15 protein-coding genes are annotated in these 17,890 nt (G+C 63.7%); 10 read left to right on the top strand and 5 right to left on the bottom strand.

Annotated elements, in window-relative coordinates; genetic code table 11:
• Nucleotides 1-7: 7 nt before the first annotated feature.
• From NKI88_RS16050 to NKI88_RS16040, 3 genes are all read left to right on the top strand, one after another.
• Nucleotides 8-250: a type II toxin-antitoxin system VapB family antitoxin gene (locus tag NKI88_RS16050; RefSeq protein ID WP_023689347.1), complete on the top strand. Its 243-nt coding sequence runs from the start codon at nucleotides 8-10 to the stop codon at nucleotides 248-250.
• On the top strand, nucleotides 250-642 hold the full coding sequence (locus tag NKI88_RS16045; RefSeq protein WP_023689346.1) for a type II toxin-antitoxin system VapC family toxin: 393 nt from the start codon (nucleotides 250-252) through the stop codon (nucleotides 640-642). The genes NKI88_RS16050 and NKI88_RS16045 overlap by 1 nt, the downstream gene beginning before the upstream one ends.
• Nucleotides 643-904: 262 nt before the next feature.
• On the top strand, nucleotides 905-1,804 hold the full coding sequence (locus tag NKI88_RS16040; RefSeq protein WP_023701825.1) for an MBL fold metallo-hydrolase: 900 nt from the start codon (nucleotides 905-907) through the stop codon (nucleotides 1,802-1,804).
• A 22-nt stretch (nucleotides 1,805-1,826) separates the two neighbouring features.
• On the opposite strand, the gene proC is transcribed toward NKI88_RS16040, so the two are convergent.
• The 3 genes from proC to NKI88_RS16025 form a co-directional block, all read right to left on the bottom strand.
• Nucleotides 1,827-2,642, bottom strand: coding sequence for a pyrroline-5-carboxylate reductase (gene proC / locus NKI88_RS16035; protein ID WP_023701824.1), 816 nt, complete (start codon nucleotides 2,640-2,642; stop codon nucleotides 1,827-1,829).
• Between the two features lie 87 nt (nucleotides 2,643-2,729).
• Complete coding sequence (locus NKI88_RS16030; RefSeq protein WP_023689342.1) at nucleotides 2,730-4,049, bottom strand: O-antigen ligase family protein; 1,320 nt, start codon at nucleotides 4,047-4,049, stop codon at nucleotides 2,730-2,732.
• Entirely contained in the window at nucleotides 4,018-5,016 is a 999-nt protein-coding gene (locus NKI88_RS16025) for a glycosyltransferase family 2 protein (RefSeq protein WP_352656066.1), read from the bottom strand. The genes NKI88_RS16030 and NKI88_RS16025 overlap by 32 nt, the downstream gene beginning before the upstream one ends.
• Nucleotides 5,017-5,189: 173 nt before the next feature.
• Here NKI88_RS16025 and NKI88_RS16020 point away from each other — a divergent pair, with 173 nt between their 5' ends.
• The 3 genes from NKI88_RS16020 to NKI88_RS16010 are packed head-to-tail and all read left to right on the top strand — an operon-like array spanning nucleotide 5,190 to nucleotide 8,073.
• Nucleotides 5,190-6,362 (top strand): glycosyltransferase family 4 protein, encoded by a 1,173-nt coding sequence (locus NKI88_RS16020; protein ID WP_023701822.1) that lies wholly within the window; start codon nucleotides 5,190-5,192, stop codon nucleotides 6,360-6,362.
• The gene (locus NKI88_RS16015; RefSeq protein ID WP_023692393.1) at nucleotides 6,359-7,153 is read left to right on the top strand and encodes a WecB/TagA/CpsF family glycosyltransferase; all 795 of its coding nucleotides are present in this window, start codon (nucleotides 6,359-6,361) and stop codon (nucleotides 7,151-7,153) included. The genes NKI88_RS16020 and NKI88_RS16015 overlap by 4 nt, the downstream gene beginning before the upstream one ends.
• Complete coding sequence (locus NKI88_RS16010) at nucleotides 7,150-8,073, top strand: DUF6492 family protein (protein ID WP_023701821.1); 924 nt, start codon at nucleotides 7,150-7,152, stop codon at nucleotides 8,071-8,073. The genes NKI88_RS16015 and NKI88_RS16010 overlap by 4 nt, the downstream gene beginning before the upstream one ends.
• On the opposite strand, the gene NKI88_RS16005 is transcribed toward NKI88_RS16010, so the two are convergent.
• Complete coding sequence (locus NKI88_RS16005; RefSeq protein ID WP_023701820.1) at nucleotides 8,070-9,365, bottom strand: lipopolysaccharide biosynthesis protein; 1,296 nt, start codon at nucleotides 9,363-9,365, stop codon at nucleotides 8,070-8,072. The two genes, NKI88_RS16010 and NKI88_RS16005, sit on opposite strands and share 4 nt — an antisense overlap.
• 198 nt (nucleotides 9,366-9,563) lie before the next feature.
• Here NKI88_RS16005 and NKI88_RS16000 point away from each other — a divergent pair, with 198 nt between their 5' ends.
• The 4 genes from NKI88_RS16000 (at nucleotide 9,564) to NKI88_RS15985 (ending at nucleotide 15,947) form a co-directional block, all read left to right on the top strand.
• Entirely contained in the window at nucleotides 9,564-11,861 is a 2,298-nt protein-coding gene (locus tag NKI88_RS16000) for a GumC family protein (RefSeq protein WP_352656063.1), read from the top strand.
• A 355-nt stretch (nucleotides 11,862-12,216) separates the two neighbouring features.
• Nucleotides 12,217-13,116: a bifunctional methylenetetrahydrofolate dehydrogenase/methenyltetrahydrofolate cyclohydrolase FolD gene (gene folD / locus NKI88_RS15995; RefSeq protein ID WP_352656061.1), complete on the top strand. Its 900-nt coding sequence runs from the start codon at nucleotides 12,217-12,219 to the stop codon at nucleotides 13,114-13,116.
• Between the two features lie 17 nt (nucleotides 13,117-13,133).
• Nucleotides 13,134-14,132 (top strand): GlxA family transcriptional regulator, encoded by a 999-nt coding sequence (locus NKI88_RS15990; protein ID WP_032888631.1) that lies wholly within the window; start codon nucleotides 13,134-13,136, stop codon nucleotides 14,130-14,132.
• 150 nt (nucleotides 14,133-14,282) lie between these two features.
• Nucleotides 14,283-15,947, top strand: coding sequence for a vWA domain-containing protein (locus NKI88_RS15985; protein WP_352656059.1), 1,665 nt, complete (start codon nucleotides 14,283-14,285; stop codon nucleotides 15,945-15,947).
• Between the two features lie 77 nt (nucleotides 15,948-16,024).
• Here NKI88_RS15985 and edd read toward each other — a convergent pair whose 3' ends face one another.
• Nucleotides 16,025-17,848 (bottom strand): phosphogluconate dehydratase, encoded by a 1,824-nt coding sequence (gene edd / locus NKI88_RS15980; RefSeq protein ID WP_023747208.1) that lies wholly within the window; start codon nucleotides 17,846-17,848, stop codon nucleotides 16,025-16,027.
• Nucleotides 17,849-17,890: the final 42 nt, after the last annotated feature.

Genomic DNA, 17,890 nt, shown 5'->3' with positions numbered 1-17,890 from the left:
TTCCAGAATGAATCTCCAGATCAGAGACCCGCGCGCCCGTGACCTCGCCCGGCAGCTTGCCGAAAAGCGAAAGATTTCCTTGACCGAAGCGGTGATCGAAGCGCTCGAATCCGAGCTTCAGCGCGAACGTGAACGAGTTCCGTTGGCTGAGCGGCTGGCCGCCATATCGAACGATCTGAAGGCCAAGGCGGGAAGCGGCGGCAGGGATTTGACTAAGGATGAGATCGACGAGATGTGGGGACATTCCTGATGTTCATCGACACCTCGGTGGTGATCGCTGTCCTCGCCGGAGAGGAAGACGCCGCCGATTGGAGCCGCCGGATCGGGCAGGCCTCGGTACGGATCACATCCCCGCTGGTCGTGCTCGAAGCGGCGATGCGGCTTTCATCGAAGTTGGTGGTGGAGCCGCTCTTCGCCGAAAAGGCGATAGAGGACTTCCTGCGTGAGGCCGAGATCGAGGTGGTTCCGATCGAAATCGGTGATGCCAAGCTCGCGATCCAGGCTTTTTCGACCTATGGCAAAGGTCGCGGCCACCCGGCTCAGCTCAATCTCGCTGACTGCCTGTCATATGCCTCGGCAAAAAGCTGTGGGATGCCCTTACTCTACAAAGGGAAAGACTTTTCCCACACCGATCTGGCCTGATCCTACTCCCCAGTTCTACGATTCGGCCAGCAGCTTCGTCAGCCGGTCCCGCCCAGCAGGCCAAATGCTGCCGCGCTCGCGCCATGGGGCTGTTGACCTGCTCGCGCATGATCATTGCGCTCGTGCTGACGACGCAGACCATCGGCTGCCATTGTATGATCGATTCATACAGTCTGTCTTTTTGATCCGGGTTTTTCAAACGATGCCGAGATGCCAATCTCGATCAGCTGAACCCCCATTGAGGATTGAAATCTTGCAAACCATTTGGACAAGACGCGAGACGATGAAAACCCTTCTGGCAACGGGCATGGTTGCCATGCTTCAGCCTCTGGCTTTTGCAGCCAGGGCCGCCGCCAAGCTGGAATGGACCTATTTTCAGGCTGACGAGAATGGTTTCCGCCGCACGCCGGTGCTGCTGACCGGGGAAAAAGAAGCCATCCTCCTCGACGGCGGATTTACCCTGTCCGATGGCCGTGCGGTCGCGGATGCGATCAAGGCGACGGGCAAGACCCTGACGACGATCTATGTCAGTTGCAGCGACCCTGACTATTATTTTGGCTTGCGTCCCGTCGCGGATGCTTTCCCCGGCGCCAAGATCATCGCGGCCGCTGCGACGGTGGCGGCCATCAAAGCCAATGTGCAAGCCAAGCTGGATGTCTGGGGCCCGCAGCTCAAGGACAATGGACCGAAGGTCCTGGCGGATGTCGTCATTCCCGAGGCATCCGATATCACCTCACTTGAAATCGAAGGAAACAAGATCGAGATCGTCACCGTCGCCGATCTGAAAGACCGGCGGTATCTCTGGGTGCCCAGCCTTGAAGCGGTGTTCGGCGGCGTGCTGATCTCGTCGGGCGTGCATGTCTGGGTTGCCGACGAGCCAACCGTAGACGACCGTAAAAAATGGATTGCTGCGCTCAACGAAATCGCGTCCCGCAAACCCAACATCGTGGTGCCGTCCCATCAGGTAGCCGGTGCACCGGACGGTCTGGCGGCCGTGGAATTCACCCGCGCCTACCTCGAAGCCTTCAACGAGGAAGCCGGGAAATCGAAATCCAGCGTCGAGCTGATTGCAGCGATGAAGCGGCGCTATCCCGATCTTCTGGACGTCTCGTCCCTGGAACTGGGCGCAAAGGTCGCCAAGGGTGAGATGAAGTGGGGCTGATACGGCCCCGCGAGCGTCTGGGCTACTTCCCCAATTCCACCGACCGCAGCCGCGCGGCTTCCACCGCCTCGGTCAGCAGCTTCGTCAGCCGGTCTTCGCCCATCAGCACGGCAAGGGCGGCTGCCGTGGTTCCGTTGGGGCTGGTCACCTGCTGGCGCAGGACGCCGGGCTCCTCGCCGCTTTCGGCAGCGAGTGCAGCAGCGCCATAGACGGTCTGCATGGCAAGCAGCCTGGCGGTCTCGGTCGGCAGCCCGGCCTTCTCGGCTGCAACCGTAAGCGCCTCGATGAAATGGAAGATGTAGGCCGGACCGGACCCCGAAACCGCCGTCACCGCGTCCATCAGGCCTTCGTCGTCGATCGTCGTCACCACACCGCTCGCCGACAGCAGCTCGGCAACGAAACGCCTGATGTCGTCGGTCACCAGCGGGTTGGAATAGACCACCATCATGCCCTTGCCGATCGCGGCCGGCGTGTTGGGCATGCAGCGGATAACAGGCGCGAGATGGCCGAGGATGTGCTCGAAGGTGGCGACCGGCGTGCCCGCGGCGATGCTGACGAAGGTGGTCCTGCCGTCGCCGAAGCGCTTGTAGGCGGCGGTGACGTCGCGGATCACCTGCGGCTTGACGGCGATGACGACGAGGTCGGGCTCTGCGTCGGCGGGGATCCCGTTCGCGCCCGCGGCGACACTGCAACCGAGGTGCTCGGCGCGCTTGCGCAATTCGGCATTGGGCTCGACCACGAACACGGCTTGCGGGGCAAGCTTGCCGGATTTCAGCCAGCCCGCAAGCATGGCGTAACCCATATTGCCGCAACCGGCGAGAACAAGCCTGATCGTCATTGAGAGCCCTCCGAGACAAGGGTTCTCCTTAGACGCTAGCGGGCAGACGGGAAAGCCCCTCAAGGGGTGCTGGATCAGGCCAGCCGGTCAAGGTCGCCGGCGTACCGCGATCGGCCGCAGCGACACTTGCCGCAAGCCAAGCACGCCGAGCACGAAGAACAGCCACACCGGGTCGCCGCGATGGAAGAAGAAGCTTTCCAGGAACGCGTTCAGCGCCGTGAACAGCACCACCATCATGAAGAAATCACCGAGATAGATGTTCTCCTTGCGCGGCGGGATGCGCATGTAGTCGCGCAGCGGCGCGATCACGAAAGTGTAGACGGCAACGCACAGCGCCGGGATGCCCATCAGCACCGCAATGTCGAGATAGCCGTCATGGCCATGCACGATGGTCCGGATGTCCCAGGCCCGGTCGAAAGGCTGGTCCTGGCTCAGCAGCAGCGGCGTGCCCCAGAAGCTTTCATAGCCGTAGCCGGTCCAAGGCTTCTTCGCCAGCATCTCGCCGGAGAACTCCCACAGCGTCGTGCGCCCGGTATAGGTGAGGTCGGGGAAATAGGTGGCCGCCAGCTCTTTCACCGGCGGGATGAAGACGATGCCTAAGGTACCGATGGCCGTCGCAATGATCGCCAGTGCAAACAGGATCGGCGTGCCGAACCGCATGCCGATCAGGCCCGGCAGCACGACGATCAGGATCGAGAACGGCACCAGGCCGGCCGTCGTCTTGGATCCGGTGTGCAGCATGAAGATCATCGCCGCGCCGAAGATCGCCACGCCCCAGAATTTCTGGCCGCGCCGGAAGAGATAGAGGCCGGCGAAGCTGAAGCAGGCCATGATTGGTCCGGCAATGTTCTTGTGGGCGAACACACCACGCCACAGGCCGGCATGTTCGGGCTCCTGCGAATCGGCCGTATGCAGGGCCTCATGCGGAAAGACGATGAGGCCGATATAGGACAGGCCAATAACGACGATCGCGCAGAATATGATGACTTTCGAAAAACTGTCGGCATCGCGCGGCAGCACCAGGACCGTCGCTATCGTCAGAACGCCAAGCAGCGTGAAGAAGGCCGCGCGCATGGCCGAGGACGGGTCGGTCGCGTTGATGACCGAAAGCATGAAAAAGCCGAGCATCAGAATCCAGGACGGGCTGAGCAGCGAGCGCACCACCTTGGGGTCGGCGAACGTCAGCAGTGAGAAGATCGAAATGGCGCCGAGCGAACTGAAGCCGAGCTGGTTGACGATGTCGCCGCCGTCGCCGGTCAGTTCCGCGCCTGCCGGCTGAAACGGCCGGAACGACACGATGACGACGGCAAACAACAGCGCGGCAATCGCCGTCGCCACGCCGTCGCGGGTGACGATGCCGCCCAGCAGCAGCTCGTCAGTTCTTCTCAGGCTGCCTGTATTGCTCATTGGCGTATCCGAATTCGGCAAGCACGCGGCCGAGCGAGACATAGACGGGGTAAAGCGCCGTCGACAGCGATCCTGTCCGCGCCAATTTGATTGCGCCGCGCACGGGCGAGGCTATCAGCAGCGCCAGGCTTTTTGCAAACACCTTGGCGCCGGCGAATGGCGTGCCGGCGCGCTTCTTCTTTTCGACCAGCGTCGAGATTACACCGTTGCGTAAGGATCGGGCGCGGATCCAGTCAGCCTCGACGCGCCGGGCCGGAACGCCTTCGCGCACCTTTGCCTCGGCGCACCAGCCAAGCACGAAACCTTTCTGCGCCGAGCGGCTGAGGAAGTCGGAATCGCCGCCGCCCATGAAGTTGAACCGCAGGTCGAGGAAGGGTGGCCCCATGATGGTGAGCACATTGCGCCCGACCAGAAGGTTGCCAGAGGAATAGAGTGCGGCCACGCGCCCAGTCTGGCGATAGGGCGGCGCAAACACGGGGTGCTCGGCCCATTTGGCGTGAGCAGGATCGGTAAACACTGGCACTTGCGGGCCACCGACAATGTCGGCGCCAAGCGTCTCCGCCGTCTTGCACATGCGCTCCAGCCAGTCCGCGTCGGCGATCTCGTCATCGTCGATGACCAGCAAATGGCGGAAATCCGGAAAATGCAGGATCGCCGTCTGCCAGCCGGCATTGTAGGCACTGCAATTGCCCCGCTCATGCGCGATGATGACCATGCCCTTCATATCGTCGCGTTCGAACAGCGGCACGGCCGCGTTGGCGCCCTCACGCGCCTTGGCCTCGTTTTCGATGACGATGACGGCGAAGCGCCGGCTGGTTTGCTGTGCCTTCAGCGACGCCAGCGTTTCCAGCAGCAGTTGCGGCCGCTTGAAGGTCGGCAGCGTGACGACGGCTTCGATCGTCTCTGCGGCGAGCCCCGCAGAGCGTCCCGCAATCGATACCGAACCGTCCGATGGCAAAGGGATCATCCGCTCCAGCCGCATGTTTTGAATCTGACTTTTTGATAACACCGCGACGATAACGTTTCGTTAATCACCTTTCGCAGCGGCGCCTGCCGGTCCGCGCCTTTCAGCCGTTGCGTCGCATGATTTAATCAAGGGTTCACCCAGCTTTGCTAGTGGCTGACGCTTGGATAGGTGAGATGCATCTGCTGTTCGCCACATCGATCGTGCCCGACGGCGCTCTCGCTTCGGGCTATGAGATCGCCAACGCTGCGATCATCGCCGCCTTGCGGCGCGCCGGCGTGCGCCTCACCGTCATCGGCTTCATCTGGCCGGGCAAGGCGCCCAGCGACCCCGAAAACACCATCGTGCTCGGCGCCGTCGACGTGCGCACGGAAAGCGCCTCGGCGCGGCAGAAGCTCGCCTGGCTTGGCAAGGCGGTGCTGTCAGGGCTCACCTTCGCTTCCGTGAAGCTGCGCGCGGTTTCCGACAGCGAAGTCAGTGCCGCGATCGAGCGCGCCGGTCCCTTCGACGGTTATGTCCTGAATTCCGTGCAGTTTGCCGGCGCCTTCGAAAAACTGTTCGCCGACCGTCCGTCGATTTTCGTCGCCCACAATGTCGAACATGGTTCGGCCAAAGAGAATGCGGCGGCAGCAAACAGTCGCTTCCAGCGCCTGCTGTTTACCCGCGAGGCCAGGCTGCTCAAGACCATGGAGGAGCGGCTCTGCCGCCGGGCTCGCTTCGTCTTCACGCTGGCCGAGGAAGACCGCGCCGCACTCGGCGTTGCCAGCGACGACCGCTCGGCGGTGCTGCCGCTGGTGACCACTGCCACTGCGCCAAAGCCGGTCAAGCCGCGCCGTATCGATTGCGACGCGGCGCTGATCGGCACTTGGACTTGGCAGCCGAACCGCATCGGCCTCGACTGGTTCCTGGAAAAGGTCGTGCCGCATCTTCGCCGGAGTTTTCGCGTCAGGGTCGCCGGCAACATGCCGTCGGATATCACCTCTGCCCATCCCGGTGTCGAATTTGTCGGCCGCGTGCCCGACGCCCAGGATTTCGTGCGCGGCGCCGCCGTCATTCCACTGATCAGCACCGCGGGCAGCGGCGTTCAGCTCAAGACCATCGAAACCTTCGAACTCGGCCTGCCGTCGGTCGCCACCAGCCGTTCGCTGCGCGGCATCGATCATCGCCCGGCAAATTGTTTCGTCACCGACGATCCGGCCGCCTTCGCCGGCGCGCTGGAGGCAGCGGCGGCCGATGTCAGGGATGTCGATGGCAGCGCCTTCCATCGCCGGCAGATCAAGGCACTGGATGCCGCCATCAGGCTCGGCCTGGAAAAGCTCGGGCCGGTGGGGGAGGAGGTGTTTGCATGAACATGCACACCGCCCGCGCCGCCTTCGGGCTCGATACGCTGAAGACGATCCTTGGCATTTCGGTCCTTGCCATCGGCTGGGATGACGCGATCGCGCTGCTCACTCGTCTGATTGCCGAGCGGCGCTTCACCAAGGTCAGTTTTCTCAACGCTCACAACGCCAACATCGCCTCTACCGATCCGGTCTTTGCCGAGGCGCTCGACGATTTCCTCATCCTGCCTGACGGCGTTGGCGTCGATCTGGCGGCAAAGCTGCTCTACGGTGCGCCGTTCCCGGACAATCTCAACGGCACTGATCTCATTCCGGCCTTTCTGCAGGCATCGGCGAGGCCGCTGACCGTCGGGTTGCTTGGGGCCACCCGCGCCAACGCCGAGGCGGCGTCGGTCAGGCTGGCCGCGCTGGCGGTGCAGCACGAATTCGTCGTCATCCATGACGGCTATTTCTCTCCCGCCGAAGAGCAGGCGATCGTCGATCGCATCGAGGCATTGCGGCCCGACGTGCTGCTTGTGGCCATGGGCGTGCCGCGCCAGGAATTGTGGATCGCCCGTCATATCGATGCCCGCCACTGCACGCTGCCGATCGCCGTCGGCGCGCTGCTCGATTTTCTCTCCGGCACGGTGCCGCGGGCGCCTCTGTGGATGCGCCAGCTGAGGCTCGAATGGTTGTTCCGTCTGTGCATTGAGCCCGGCCGGCTGTGGCGCCGCTACGTCGTTGGCAATCCGGTGTTCCTGCTGCGTGTCGTCAGGCAGAAATTCTCACATCGGCCCGAGCCCGCCGGAGAGTTGCGGTGAACAGCCCCTTTGTGCCGAGCCCTGCAGCCGAGACCGGTGCCCTGCCGCAAACGCCGACGGCGGCGGTGGTGACCGCCAGCTATGCGCCGGATTTCGAACGCTGCCGCCTGTTGTGCGAGACCCTCGACCGCCATGTCTCCGGCGTGGCGCATCATTACATTCTGGTCGAGCACCGCGACGTGGCGCTGTTTCGCCAGTTGGAAAACGACCGCCGCAGCGTTGTCGACGAGCGCGACCTGCTGCCGCGCTGGCTGCGTGTGTTCGACGATCCGATGAGCCTCTTTCGCCGTCGCATCTGGCTCGGTTTCAAGGCCCAGCCGCTGCGCGGCTGGCATGTGCAGCAGCTGCGCCGCATCGCCATCGCTGCGCATGCTGGAGAAGACGTGCTGATCTTCTGTGATTCCGACGTCGCCTTCCTCAAGCCATTCGATCTGAGCGCCTTCTGGCGCGACGGCAAGGTGCGGCTGTTCCGGCGCGACGGCGTGCTGTCGAGCGACGGTCACGACGAGCATCGCATCTGGTCGCGCAATGCGGCCTCGGCGATTGGTATCGATGCATCCGAGGTTTCGAACCACGACTATATTTCGACGCTGATCGCCTGGCGCCGTCAGACCGTGACAGCGATGTGCGCCGAAATCGAGAAGGTGCACGCGCGCGGCTGGGTCGAGGTCATCGCTTCAGTGCGCCGGTTCTCCGAATGCATGATCTATGGCCGCTATGTCGACGATGTGCTGAAGGGCGCTGGCCATTTCCACGGCTCGGAGGAATTCTGCCGCGTGCACTGGACCGGCGAGGCGCTGTCGGATGACGAATTCCGCAGCTTCGTCGCTGCCATGGCACCGGGGCAGGTGGCGATCGGCATGCAATCTTTCATCGGCACCGATATCGGCCGCATCCGCCGCTTGATCGGTTTGGCTTAGACTGCCTTGGCGGGCTTGCGCAGCGCCGAATAGGTCAGCAGCGCCGAGGCGAGATAGAGCAGCAGGAAGACGACATTGAGCGATACGACAAGCCTGGGCGTGTCGGCAATCGTGGTCAGCACATAGGTCAACAGCACCGCCTTCAGCCCCGCCAGCAGGCCGAGGTTGAGCGCCCTGAGCGCGGTCTGGCCGCGCGCGAACAGCAGCTCGGCCTGGTATTCGACCAGGTTGCGCAGTCCCGGCACGCCGATTGCCAATGCCACCAAGGGCGACGCCTCGGCAACATTCCGGCCAAGTGCATTTGGGAAGAAATGCAGCACGATGCCGAGTGCGGCCAGCGCCAATGTCGACACCAGGAACACGCCGGCTTCGATACCGCTCTTGACCCGCAGTCGCGACAACAGCTCCGGCGCCCGCATCATCTTCTGCACCAACATCATCGAGAAGGTGCGGATCGGTATTGCCGTCAGGTCGACCAGCCGCATGATGATGGCATAGATACCGGCCAGATGCGGCCCGCCGATCGCCAGCACGAGCAGCTTGTCGAATTCCGACTGCAGGTAGAACAGCACTTCGGCGCCGGCAACATAGATCGAATCGGCAAGCCGCCTGAGATAGAGCTCGGTGCGCAGCCTCAGCCGCTGGCGTGGATAATAGAAGCCGAAGGCCAGCAGCAGCGAGGCGGCGTTGGCGCCGATGTAGAACAACGACCAGATCCAGACGCTGTGCTGGCCCGATAGCATGAACAGCACGGCGCCCAGCGCACGGAACGCCGTGGTCACGATCGACAGCACCGCGGCGCGGCCGAATTTGCCGAGCCCGTTGTTGACGATCAGCACCACCTCGACCGGCCGCCACAAAAGCGCTTCGGCAAAGACGATTGCGGCAAAGACGGCCAGAGGCACGGTGCTGGCGAAGAAGATCAGGTAGACGCCCCAGGAGGCCGCCGCCAGCAGTGGTAAGGACACGGCGCCAAGCAAAAGGAAGCCGGCGGTGAAGGTGCCGATCAGATTGGGGCGGATGGTGGCTGTGCGGTAAAGCGCCGAGATGAAGCCGAAAGCGAGGATGCGCGACAGCATGACGCCGGCCGCCGAGGCGGTGGCGAACATGCCGAACTCGGCAATCGACAGCGTGTTGGCAAGTGCGATGAAATAGGCAAGCGAGAACACCAGCCGCCCGCCGGCGCCGCTGATGGCTGAAAGATAGTCGCGAACCAGCCCCCGTCTTTCGGCAAGGAAGGTGCCGATGCGGGCGAGTGTCCGCCTTTGCGGTATGTCGCTGGCCTGCGTCATATCGAGGAAAGCCGTAAGCCGCAAAGCTTAACGTGCGGTTCTGACGCCATTTTACAGATCCCGGCAATGCGTGGCGAAGCGAGAAACTTTCACTTGCAGACTTCGGAAATTAACCTTTTGTTTCCCATGCCTGTTTAGCGTGACTTAACGATTGGCCGACCGCCGCTCCCGCGCCGTCGAAGGTAAAGTTTCGAGACAATGGTCGACAGGGAAAACCGTGAAGACTGGAGGCGCGAGCGCTCCCTCCTGGCGCTCGGCAAAGCCGTGCGCGGCGATGAGGCGGCGGATGCGTCGGCGGTCTCCATCGGTGACCGGGCCGATCCGTCATGGCCCGAGGATGCCGCCACGCGTCACCGCATAGCCCGCTCGCAACGCGAGGCGCGGTCGAATCCGGCGCCAACGTCACCGCCCGAGCCGCCGCAGTTCCAGGCCGACGGCGAACCCGTTTCGGCCGCCAGCGCGCGTGAGGAGCCTGTTTCCGGCCGGCGTCAGGAGCCTAGCTCCCGCGCGGCCTATGAGCCCCGCTCTTTCCACGAGCAGCAACCGGACCGCGACGACGATGACGGGCAGGAATGGAAGCCGCTGATCGATCCGCTCCAGGTCGTCCGCGGCATTACTCGTTCCAAGTTGCTGATCGTCTCGATGACGATATTGGGCACAGTGCTCGGCGTCGCCGTCGCCGTTTCGACACCGAAGAAATACGAAGCCACCACACAGATGGTCATCGAGCCAGGCGACCTGAAGCTTTCCGACAACGATCTCACCCAACCGGTCGGGCAGCCCGATGCGGCGCTGGCTGTTGTCGAAACCCGCATCAAGATGGTGACATCCGGCAGGGTCCTCGACAAGGTCGTGGCCGATCTCAATCTCGTCGACGATCCGGAATTCAACGGACAGGGCTCTGGCGGCCTTGGCGTCCTGTCGCTCATTCGCTCGATACTGTCGCGCCAGGATGGCCTTGGCGGCGGCGGTGAAGTGCGCCGCCAGGCGCTGGCGGTCGGCAATCTGGCCAAGAGCCTGTCGGTTGAGCGCAGCGGCAAGAGCTTTGTCGTTTCCATCAGCGCCACCACTCAAAGCGCCGACAAATCGGCGGAGATAGCCAATAGGACCAGGGACGTTTTCCAGCAGGAGGCGGCCCAATACCAGTTCGGGATGGCCGGGCGCGCGACGGACCAGCTGACGGCCAAGCTCGATGACCTGCGCAAGAATGTCGAGACAGCGGAGCGCAAGGTCGAGGATTTCAGGGCCACGCATGATCTCGTCGACGCGCAGGGCCATCTGATCAGCGACGACCAGATGCTGAAGCTCAACGAGCAGCTCTCAGTCACCCGGGCCCGTACGCTGGAACTCAATGCCCGGGCCGCGTCGGCGCGTTCGCTGGACGTCAATTCGGTCATCAACGGCACCTTGCCGGAAGAAATCAATTCCAACACGATGAGCGAACTGCGCGCGCAATATGCAGTTTTGAAGCAGGAGGCCGACCGCGCCGCCGTGCGTCTGGGACCGCGTCATCCCGAATACCAGGCGCTCAGTGCCCAGCTCGACGGCTCGCGCGAGCGCATCGCAGGCGAACTGCGCCGCATAGCCTCGTCGCTGCAGGTCGACTTGAAGCGCTCGGTCCAGCTTGAGCAGGATCTCGCTTCCCGCCTGGCTCAGGCAAAGGTCCAGAGCGGCGACGTCAACAGCGATCTGGTCAGCCTGCGCGAACTGGAGCGTGATGCCACGGCCAAACGCTCCGTCTACGAACAGTACCTTCTGCGCGCCAAGGAGACCGGCGAACAGCAAAACATCAACACCACCAACATTAATCTGATGACCCCCGCGCAACCGCCGCTCGACCCCAACGGACCGTCGCGGGCTGTAATAGCGATGGCCGGCCTGCTGCTCGGGCTTGCTTCGGGCACCGGTGTCGGCGCCATGCGCGGCGCCTTTGCCAGCCTGCGCGGCGCTGCCAATTCGCGTTCGCGCGGCAGAATGGACGAGCGCCGCCCTCCGGTCGAGGACAAGGTCTATCGCGCGCCGCTGCCTGTGGCGCCGCCACCGGCAGCACCTCCGGTGTTGCCGACCGCGGCCGCTCCCGCCCGGAGCCCAGGTCTGTTCGACGGACTGTTCTCGGCGATGCGCAAAGCCGCGCCGGGTAGCGGGACGTCAGGCGAACCCGTCGAGACCTACCGCGCCCAACCAGCCGCCGAATATACAAGGCCGGTGCAGGAGCCTGTGGGCTATCGCCAGCCGGACTTCCGGAACGAGGTTCCGCACGCCAATTCCCCTGCGCAGCAGCCTGGCTACGCGCAGCCTCGTCAGCCGGCTGACTATGCCTATTCGCAGGCTCAGCCGATGCCCGCGGCGTCCGGGCCGTGGTCTTCTCCGCAGCCCGCTGGGGCGGCGCCGGAAGACCAGCAGGCGCAAATCGACGATATCCGCGCCAGCCTGCGCGAATTTCGCGAAGCGGTGCGCGAACTCACCGAAAGCCGTTCGCACCGCCGCTATTTCTGAGCAATTCCAGGAAAAGTGTGAAACGGTTTTCCCGGGAAAAGCGCGTAGCGCGCTTTCCCTTGGGAATTGCGTCAAAACAAGAAATAGAGCGGTTCAGCCTTTCCGTGAAAGGATGAGTCGCTCTGAGCCCGTCAGCACAGAATAAAAGCTGCCGGTTTCGAGTTTACGGCATGTGACGGCGCTTTGACGGGATTGCTTAGGCCAAATTTCGTGACAATGCCGCGCAGCATGGCGCCCAAAAAGCGCTGCCGTCGGGCTTTACCCGAATGGGCGGAACGTTTGGAACAACGACATGCACGAAGCAACGTTCAAGGCGCGCGCCGCGCCTTGGCTGGAATGATGTCGAGGACGGTTCATGGCCGAAGTGATTGACGGAAAGATCGTCGCCGCAGACGTGGTTCAGAAGGTCAAGGCCTTGACCGAGGACCTGGTCGCCAAGGGAAAGGCCCAGCCCGGCTTAGCGGTGGTCATCGTCGGCGAGGATCCGGCAAGCCAGGTCTATGTCGCGTCGAAGTCGCGCACCGCCAAGGAATGCGGCTTTCATTCGCTGCAGCACACGCTGCCGGCCGACACGTCCGAAGCGGCACTGCTGAAGATCATCGGCGAACTCAACGCCGATCCGGCCATCAACGGCATTCTGGTGCAGCTGCCGCTTCCCGCCCATATCGATGCCGGCAAGATCATCCAGGCCATCGCACCGCAAAAGGATGTCGACGGCTTTCATTTCATCAATGTCGGCAAGCTCGGCACCGGCGAACTCGAAACAGCCTTCGTGCCCTGCACGCCGGCCGGCTCCATGCTTCTGATCGAACGCGTGCGCGGCAAGGATCTTTCCGGCCTCAACGCGGTCGTCGTCGGCCGCTCCAACATCGTCGGCAAGCCGATGGCAAATCTGTTGCTTGCCGCCAACTGCACCGTCACCATCGCCCACAGCCGCACCAAGGATCTGCCGGCACTGGCCCGCACAGCCGACATTCTGGTTGCCGCCGTCGGCCGGCCCGAAATGATCAAGGGCGACTGGGTCAAGCTCGGCGCCACCGTGATCGATGTCGGGATCAACCGCATTGCCGCACCCGAGAAGGGCGAAGGCAAAACCCGCCTCGTCGGCGATGTAGCCTATGCCGAAGCGGCCAAGGCCGCCGGCGCCATCACCCCCGTGCCCGGCGGTGTCGGACCGATGACCATTGCCATGCTGATGGCCAATACGTTAGCCTCTGCCTACCTTGCGGCCGGCTTGAAGCGGCCTTCCTTCTGACCCAGAAAGCAGCTTCTTTGCCGAACCTTACTATACCCTCTGAACGGCCGGTCGTGGATGATCCCGTTCAAGGGGGCCGGCAATTCGCGTTCCTGCTGGTCGACAAGTTTTCGATGTTTTCGCTGGCAGCGGCGATCGATACCTTCCGCTCGGCCAACCGCCTGCTCGGCCGCGATTTCTATGGCTGGACGACGGTCTCGGCCGACGGCGATCCCGTCATGGCCTCCAACGGCCTGCCGCTCAAGATCGACTATGCCGTCGCCGATTTGCCGCCCGTCGATATCCTGTTCGTGTCGGTGGGCCTGTCGGTCGAGTTCCCCGGCAAGAGCAAGGTGCTGGCGGCGCTGCGCAGCTGGGGCCGGCGCGGCAATGCGCTCGGCGCGCTGTCGGTGGGCTCTTACCTCCTGGCCGAAGCCGGTCAGCTCGAAGGCTATCGCTGCACCATCCATTGGGAAAACCGCGCCGGCTTCGTCGAGCGCTTTCCCGACATCAATTGCACCGGCAACGTCTTCGAGATCGACCGCAAGCGCTACACCTGCGCCGGCGGCACCACCTCGATCGACCTAATGCTGGAGATCGTGCGTGGCGACTTCGGCTCGAACCTCGCCAACGGCGTTGCCAACCAGTTCCAGCATGAGCGCATCCGCTCTGCCGGCGACCGCCAGCGCGTCGGGCCGGAGCGCGACCTGACCGGCAAGTCGGAGAAGCTAAGGCGCATCGTCGAACTGATGGCCGACCATCTCGACGAGCCGCTATCAGCCGTGCAGCTTGCTAAATCGGCGGGCCTGTCGGTGCGCCAGGTCGAGCGCTTGTTCCTGCGCCATTTGAGCGTCACGCCCGGTCGTTACTACATGCGGCTCAGGCTTGAGCGGGCGCGCGAACTGCTGCGCCAGACCAACATGCCGATCCTCGACGTGGCCATTGCCACCGGCTTTACCTCGCACTCCTATTTCGCGCAGAGCTATCGGCTGCAATTCGGCCGGCCCCCTTCCGAAGAGCGCCGCACCACGTACTGACGCGGTGCTTAGCCGGCCTCGGAACAGGCCTCGGCCGGCGCCGATCCTGTTACACGGCAACCGTTCGTGACCCGCTCCGGGGCTTGTGCCCGGACGCGGCGTCAAATAGCTTGCCGCCGCATATAAGAGGGCGGCCTCAAGGAGATTTCCATGGCGGGACTTTTGCGGAGCGTCGCTGCGTCGCTGCTCCTTTTGTCGATGACTTCGCTCGGCTTCGCCGCCAACAAGGTTATCATCATTCTTGACGCTTCAGGCTCGATGTGGGCCCAGATCGACGGCAAGCCGAAGCTCGAGATCGCGCGCGAATCGCTGAGGACCGTGCTGCAGTCGGTCCCGGGCGACGACGAGATCGGCTTCATGGCCTATGGCCACCGCGAAAAGGGCAGCTGCGACGACATCGAACTGATCGTGCCGCCGCAAGCCGGCTCGGCTAGCGCCATTTCGGCCGCTGCCGACAGCCTGAAATTCCTCGGCAAGACGCCGCTGACCGCAGCCGTCAAGCAGGCGGCCGAAGCTCTGAAATACACCGAGGACAAGGCGACCGTGGTCCTCATCACCGATGGGCTTGAAACCTGCGAAGGTGACCCGTGCGCGCTGGGCAAGGAACTGGAGGCCTCAGGCGTCGATTTCACAGTCGACGTCGTCGGCTTCGGCCTGACCGCTGACGAGGGCAAGCAGATCGCCTGCCTTGCCGACAACACCGGCGGCAAATATATCCAGGCCTCGGACGAGAAGGCGCTGCAGGAAGCACTGGTCGAAACCGTCGCCGCGCCGGCTCCGGCACCTGAACCCGCACCGGCGCCAGCCCCAGCTCCAGCCCCTGAACCGGCAAAGCCCGAATTCAATTTCATCCCGAGCGTGGTCATGGCCGAAGGCGGCGATCCGATCACCGACGGCAATGCCTGGGAGGTCTACAAGGCCAAGGCCGATGGCACGCACGGCGAGGCCGTCACCACCCAGTACAACAACTACGAGGCCAATCTCGAGCCGGGCGACTATGTCGTCGTCGCGCGCGCCGACGAAGCTCGGGCGGAACAGAAGGTCAAGATCGAGGCGGGCCAGGTCTACAAGCCGCTCTTCACCTTGAACGCCGGCACCATGCTCATCCATCCGAAGCCAAGCCAGGGCGCCGAGATCAGTGACGAAGCCCATGTCGACTTCGCCTTCCCGGGCGGCAGCACCACCCACTATGGCGACACCAGGATCATCGTGCCGGCTGGTGAGCAGAAGGTGACGGTTGCGATCGGCAGCGGCTCGGTGACCGAGAACATCCAGCTCGCCGCCGGGCAGACTGTGGAAAAAGACATAGTCGTCGGCGTCGGCCATGCCGCCGTCAACGCCTACTACACTGCAGGTGGCGACAAGGCCGACTCCTCGGGCATCAGCGTCCAGATCGTCAAGGCCAAGAAAAAGATCGACGGCTCGCGTGACGATGTCGCCCACTCCTATGGGCCCGACAGCAAATTCTGGCTGCCGCCGGACGATTATGTCGCGGTCACCTCGCTTGAGCTCGCAACCGTCGAGCAGCCTTTCAGCGTCAAGGTTGGCGACGTCAAGGACGTCAAGGTGACGCTCGATGCCGGCGTGCTGGTGATGTCGGCGCCGGGCGCCTATTCGATCGAGGTGCTGTCGTCGAAGAAGGATATCCAGGGCAACCGCAAGGCGCTCGGCCTGAACTATGGCGACACCTGGCAGCAGACTATCCCGGCCGGCGACTATGTCGTCCTCCGCCACATGCCCGATCAAGGCCATGACAAGGAAATGCCGGTGACGGTCAAGGCCGGCGAACGGAGCGAGATTACGGTTCAGCCGTAATCGCCATCCATCCCTCACCAAAGGGCGGCCTCAAACCGAGCTCGAGCCGCCCTTTTTACAAAATAGGCAATGATGCCTCAGGCCGTGCCGAAAGCACTGGCGCCGTGGTCGGCGCGGCCGACCAGCTGGCGGAAACCGGCGAACAGCTCGCGGCCGAAACCGAACTCGTTGCCGATGAGATCAATGTCGGCCGTGCGGCGCAGCGCGAGCTCGGGCCCCGGCACCAGCACTTCCAGCGTGCCGGCATCGGCGTCGAGCCGGATGATGTCGCCGTCATGGATCCTGGCGATCGGCCCTTCCTCGACCGCTTCCGGCGTTACATGGATCGCCGCCGGCACCTTGCCGGAAGCGCCAGACATGCGCCCGTCCGTGACCAGCGCGACGCGCTGGCCACGATCCTGCAGGATGCCGAGCACGGTGGTCAGCTTGTGCAGTTCCGGCATGCCGTTTGCCTTTGGGCCCTGGAAGCGGATGACGGCGATGAAGTCGCCGGTCAGCGTGCCGGCCTTGAAGGCTTCGTTCAGTCCCTGCTGGCTGTCGAACACCTTGGCCGGCGCCTCGATGACGCGGCGTTCCGGCTTCACGGCGGACGTCTTGATGACGGCGTGGCCGAGATTGCCGGCGAGCACTTTCAGGCCGCCGGTCGGCTGGAAGGCCTTCTTGAACGGCGCCAGCACCTTCTCGTCGCCGCTCTGCAGCGGCGAGGCTTCACGCACGACGCCGCCATCTTCGCCGAGCCGGGCCTCGACCGCATAGGGCCTCAGGCCTTCGCCCCATACCGTCTGCACATCCTCATGCAGGATGCCTTCGTCGAGCAATTCGCGGATCAGGAAGCCGAGCCCGCCGGCGGCATGGAAATGGTTCACGTCGGCAAGCCCGTTCGGATAGACGCGCGCGAGAAGCGGCACCGCTTCCGACAGGTCGGAAATGTCCTGCCAGGTAAGCGTGATGCCGGCCGCCGCGGCCATGGCGATGAGATGGATGGTGTGGTTGGTAGAGCCGCCGGTGGCGTGCAGGCCGACGACGCCATTGACGAAAGAGCGCTCGTCGATCATGCGGCCGACCGGCGTGTAGGCGTTGCCGAGCGCGGTGATCGCCAGGGCTCGCCTGGTCGCCTCGCGCGTCAGCGCGTCGCGCAGCGGCGTGCCTGGATTGACGAAGGACGCGCCGGGCGTATGCAGGCCCATGATCTCCATCAGCATCTGGTTGGAATTGGCGGTGCCATAGAACGTGCAGGTGCCCGGCCCGTGATAGGATTTGGACTCCGCTTCGAGCAGTTCTGCGCGTCCGGCCTTGCCCTCGGCATAGAGCTGGCGAACCTTGGCCTTCTCGTCGTTGGGCAGGCCCGTCGTCATCGGCCCGGCCGGCACGAACACCGCCGGCAGATGGCCGAACGTGAGAGCCGCGATCACCAGCCCCGGCACGATCTTGTCGCAGACGCCGAGATAGACGGCGGCGTCGAACATGTTGTGCGACAGGCCGATCGCCGCCGACATGGCGATGACGTCGCGCGAAAACAGCGACAGCTCCATGCCGGGCTGTCCCTGGGTCACGCCGTCGCACATGGCGGGCACGCCGCCGGCCACTTGCGCGATGCCGCCAACTTCCTTCGCGGCTTCCTTGATTAGCGCCGGGAAGGTTTCGAAGGGCTGATGCGCCGACAGCATGTCATTGTAGGAGGTGATGACGCCGAGGTTCGGCACCTTGTCGGCGCCGAGCGCCAGCTTTTCAGACGGGCTGCAGACGGCAAAGCCATGCGCGAGGTTGCCGCAAGACAGGACGCCGCGGTTGGCGGTGCGGCTGGAGGCCTCGGCGATGCGGCCGAGATAGCGCTCGCGGCCGGCTTTCGAGCGTTGGCGGATGCGTTCCGTGATGGCTTCGATGTCGCGTCTGGCTGTCATGGTCGGTCCTTTCGAGCCCCGGAAGAACGTCCTCCACCGTCT

The organism is Mesorhizobium sp. M0317 (assembly GCF_040321555.1).
Taxonomy (GTDB): domain Bacteria; phylum Pseudomonadota; class Alphaproteobacteria; order Rhizobiales; family Rhizobiaceae; genus Mesorhizobium.
This window is presented reverse-complemented; position numbering and strand designations above follow the sequence as displayed.

Coding starts and splice junctions, on each gene's coding strand:
- NKI88_RS16050 (WP_023689347.1), top strand. CDS start 8: ATGAATCTCCAGATCAGAGACCCGCGCGCCCGTGACCTCGCCCGGCAG.
- NKI88_RS16045 (WP_023689346.1), top strand. CDS start 250: ATGTTCATCGACACCTCGGTGGTGATCGCTGTCCTCGCCGGAGAGGAA.
- proC (WP_023701824.1), bottom strand. CDS start 2,642: ATGACGATCAGGCTTGTTCTCGCCGGTTGCGGCAATATGGGTTACGCC.
- NKI88_RS16030 (WP_023689342.1), bottom strand. CDS start 4,049: ATGAGCAATACAGGCAGCCTGAGAAGAACTGACGAGCTGCTGCTGGGC.
- NKI88_RS16025 (WP_352656066.1), bottom strand. CDS start 5,016: ATGATCCCTTTGCCATCGGACGGTTCGGTATCGATTGCGGGACGCTCT.
- NKI88_RS16020 (WP_023701822.1), top strand. CDS start 5,190: ATGCATCTGCTGTTCGCCACATCGATCGTGCCCGACGGCGCTCTCGCT.
- NKI88_RS16015 (WP_023692393.1), top strand. CDS start 6,359: ATGAACATGCACACCGCCCGCGCCGCCTTCGGGCTCGATACGCTGAAG.
- NKI88_RS16005 (WP_023701820.1), bottom strand. CDS start 9,365: ATGACGCAGGCCAGCGACATACCGCAAAGGCGGACACTCGCCCGCATC.
- NKI88_RS16000 (WP_352656063.1), top strand. CDS start 9,564: ATGGTCGACAGGGAAAACCGTGAAGACTGGAGGCGCGAGCGCTCCCTC.
- folD (WP_352656061.1), top strand. CDS start 12,217: ATGGCCGAAGTGATTGACGGAAAGATCGTCGCCGCAGACGTGGTTCAG.
- NKI88_RS15985 (WP_352656059.1), top strand. CDS start 14,283: ATGGCGGGACTTTTGCGGAGCGTCGCTGCGTCGCTGCTCCTTTTGTCG.
- edd (WP_023747208.1), bottom strand. CDS start 17,848: ATGACAGCCAGACGCGACATCGAAGCCATCACGGAACGCATCCGCCAA.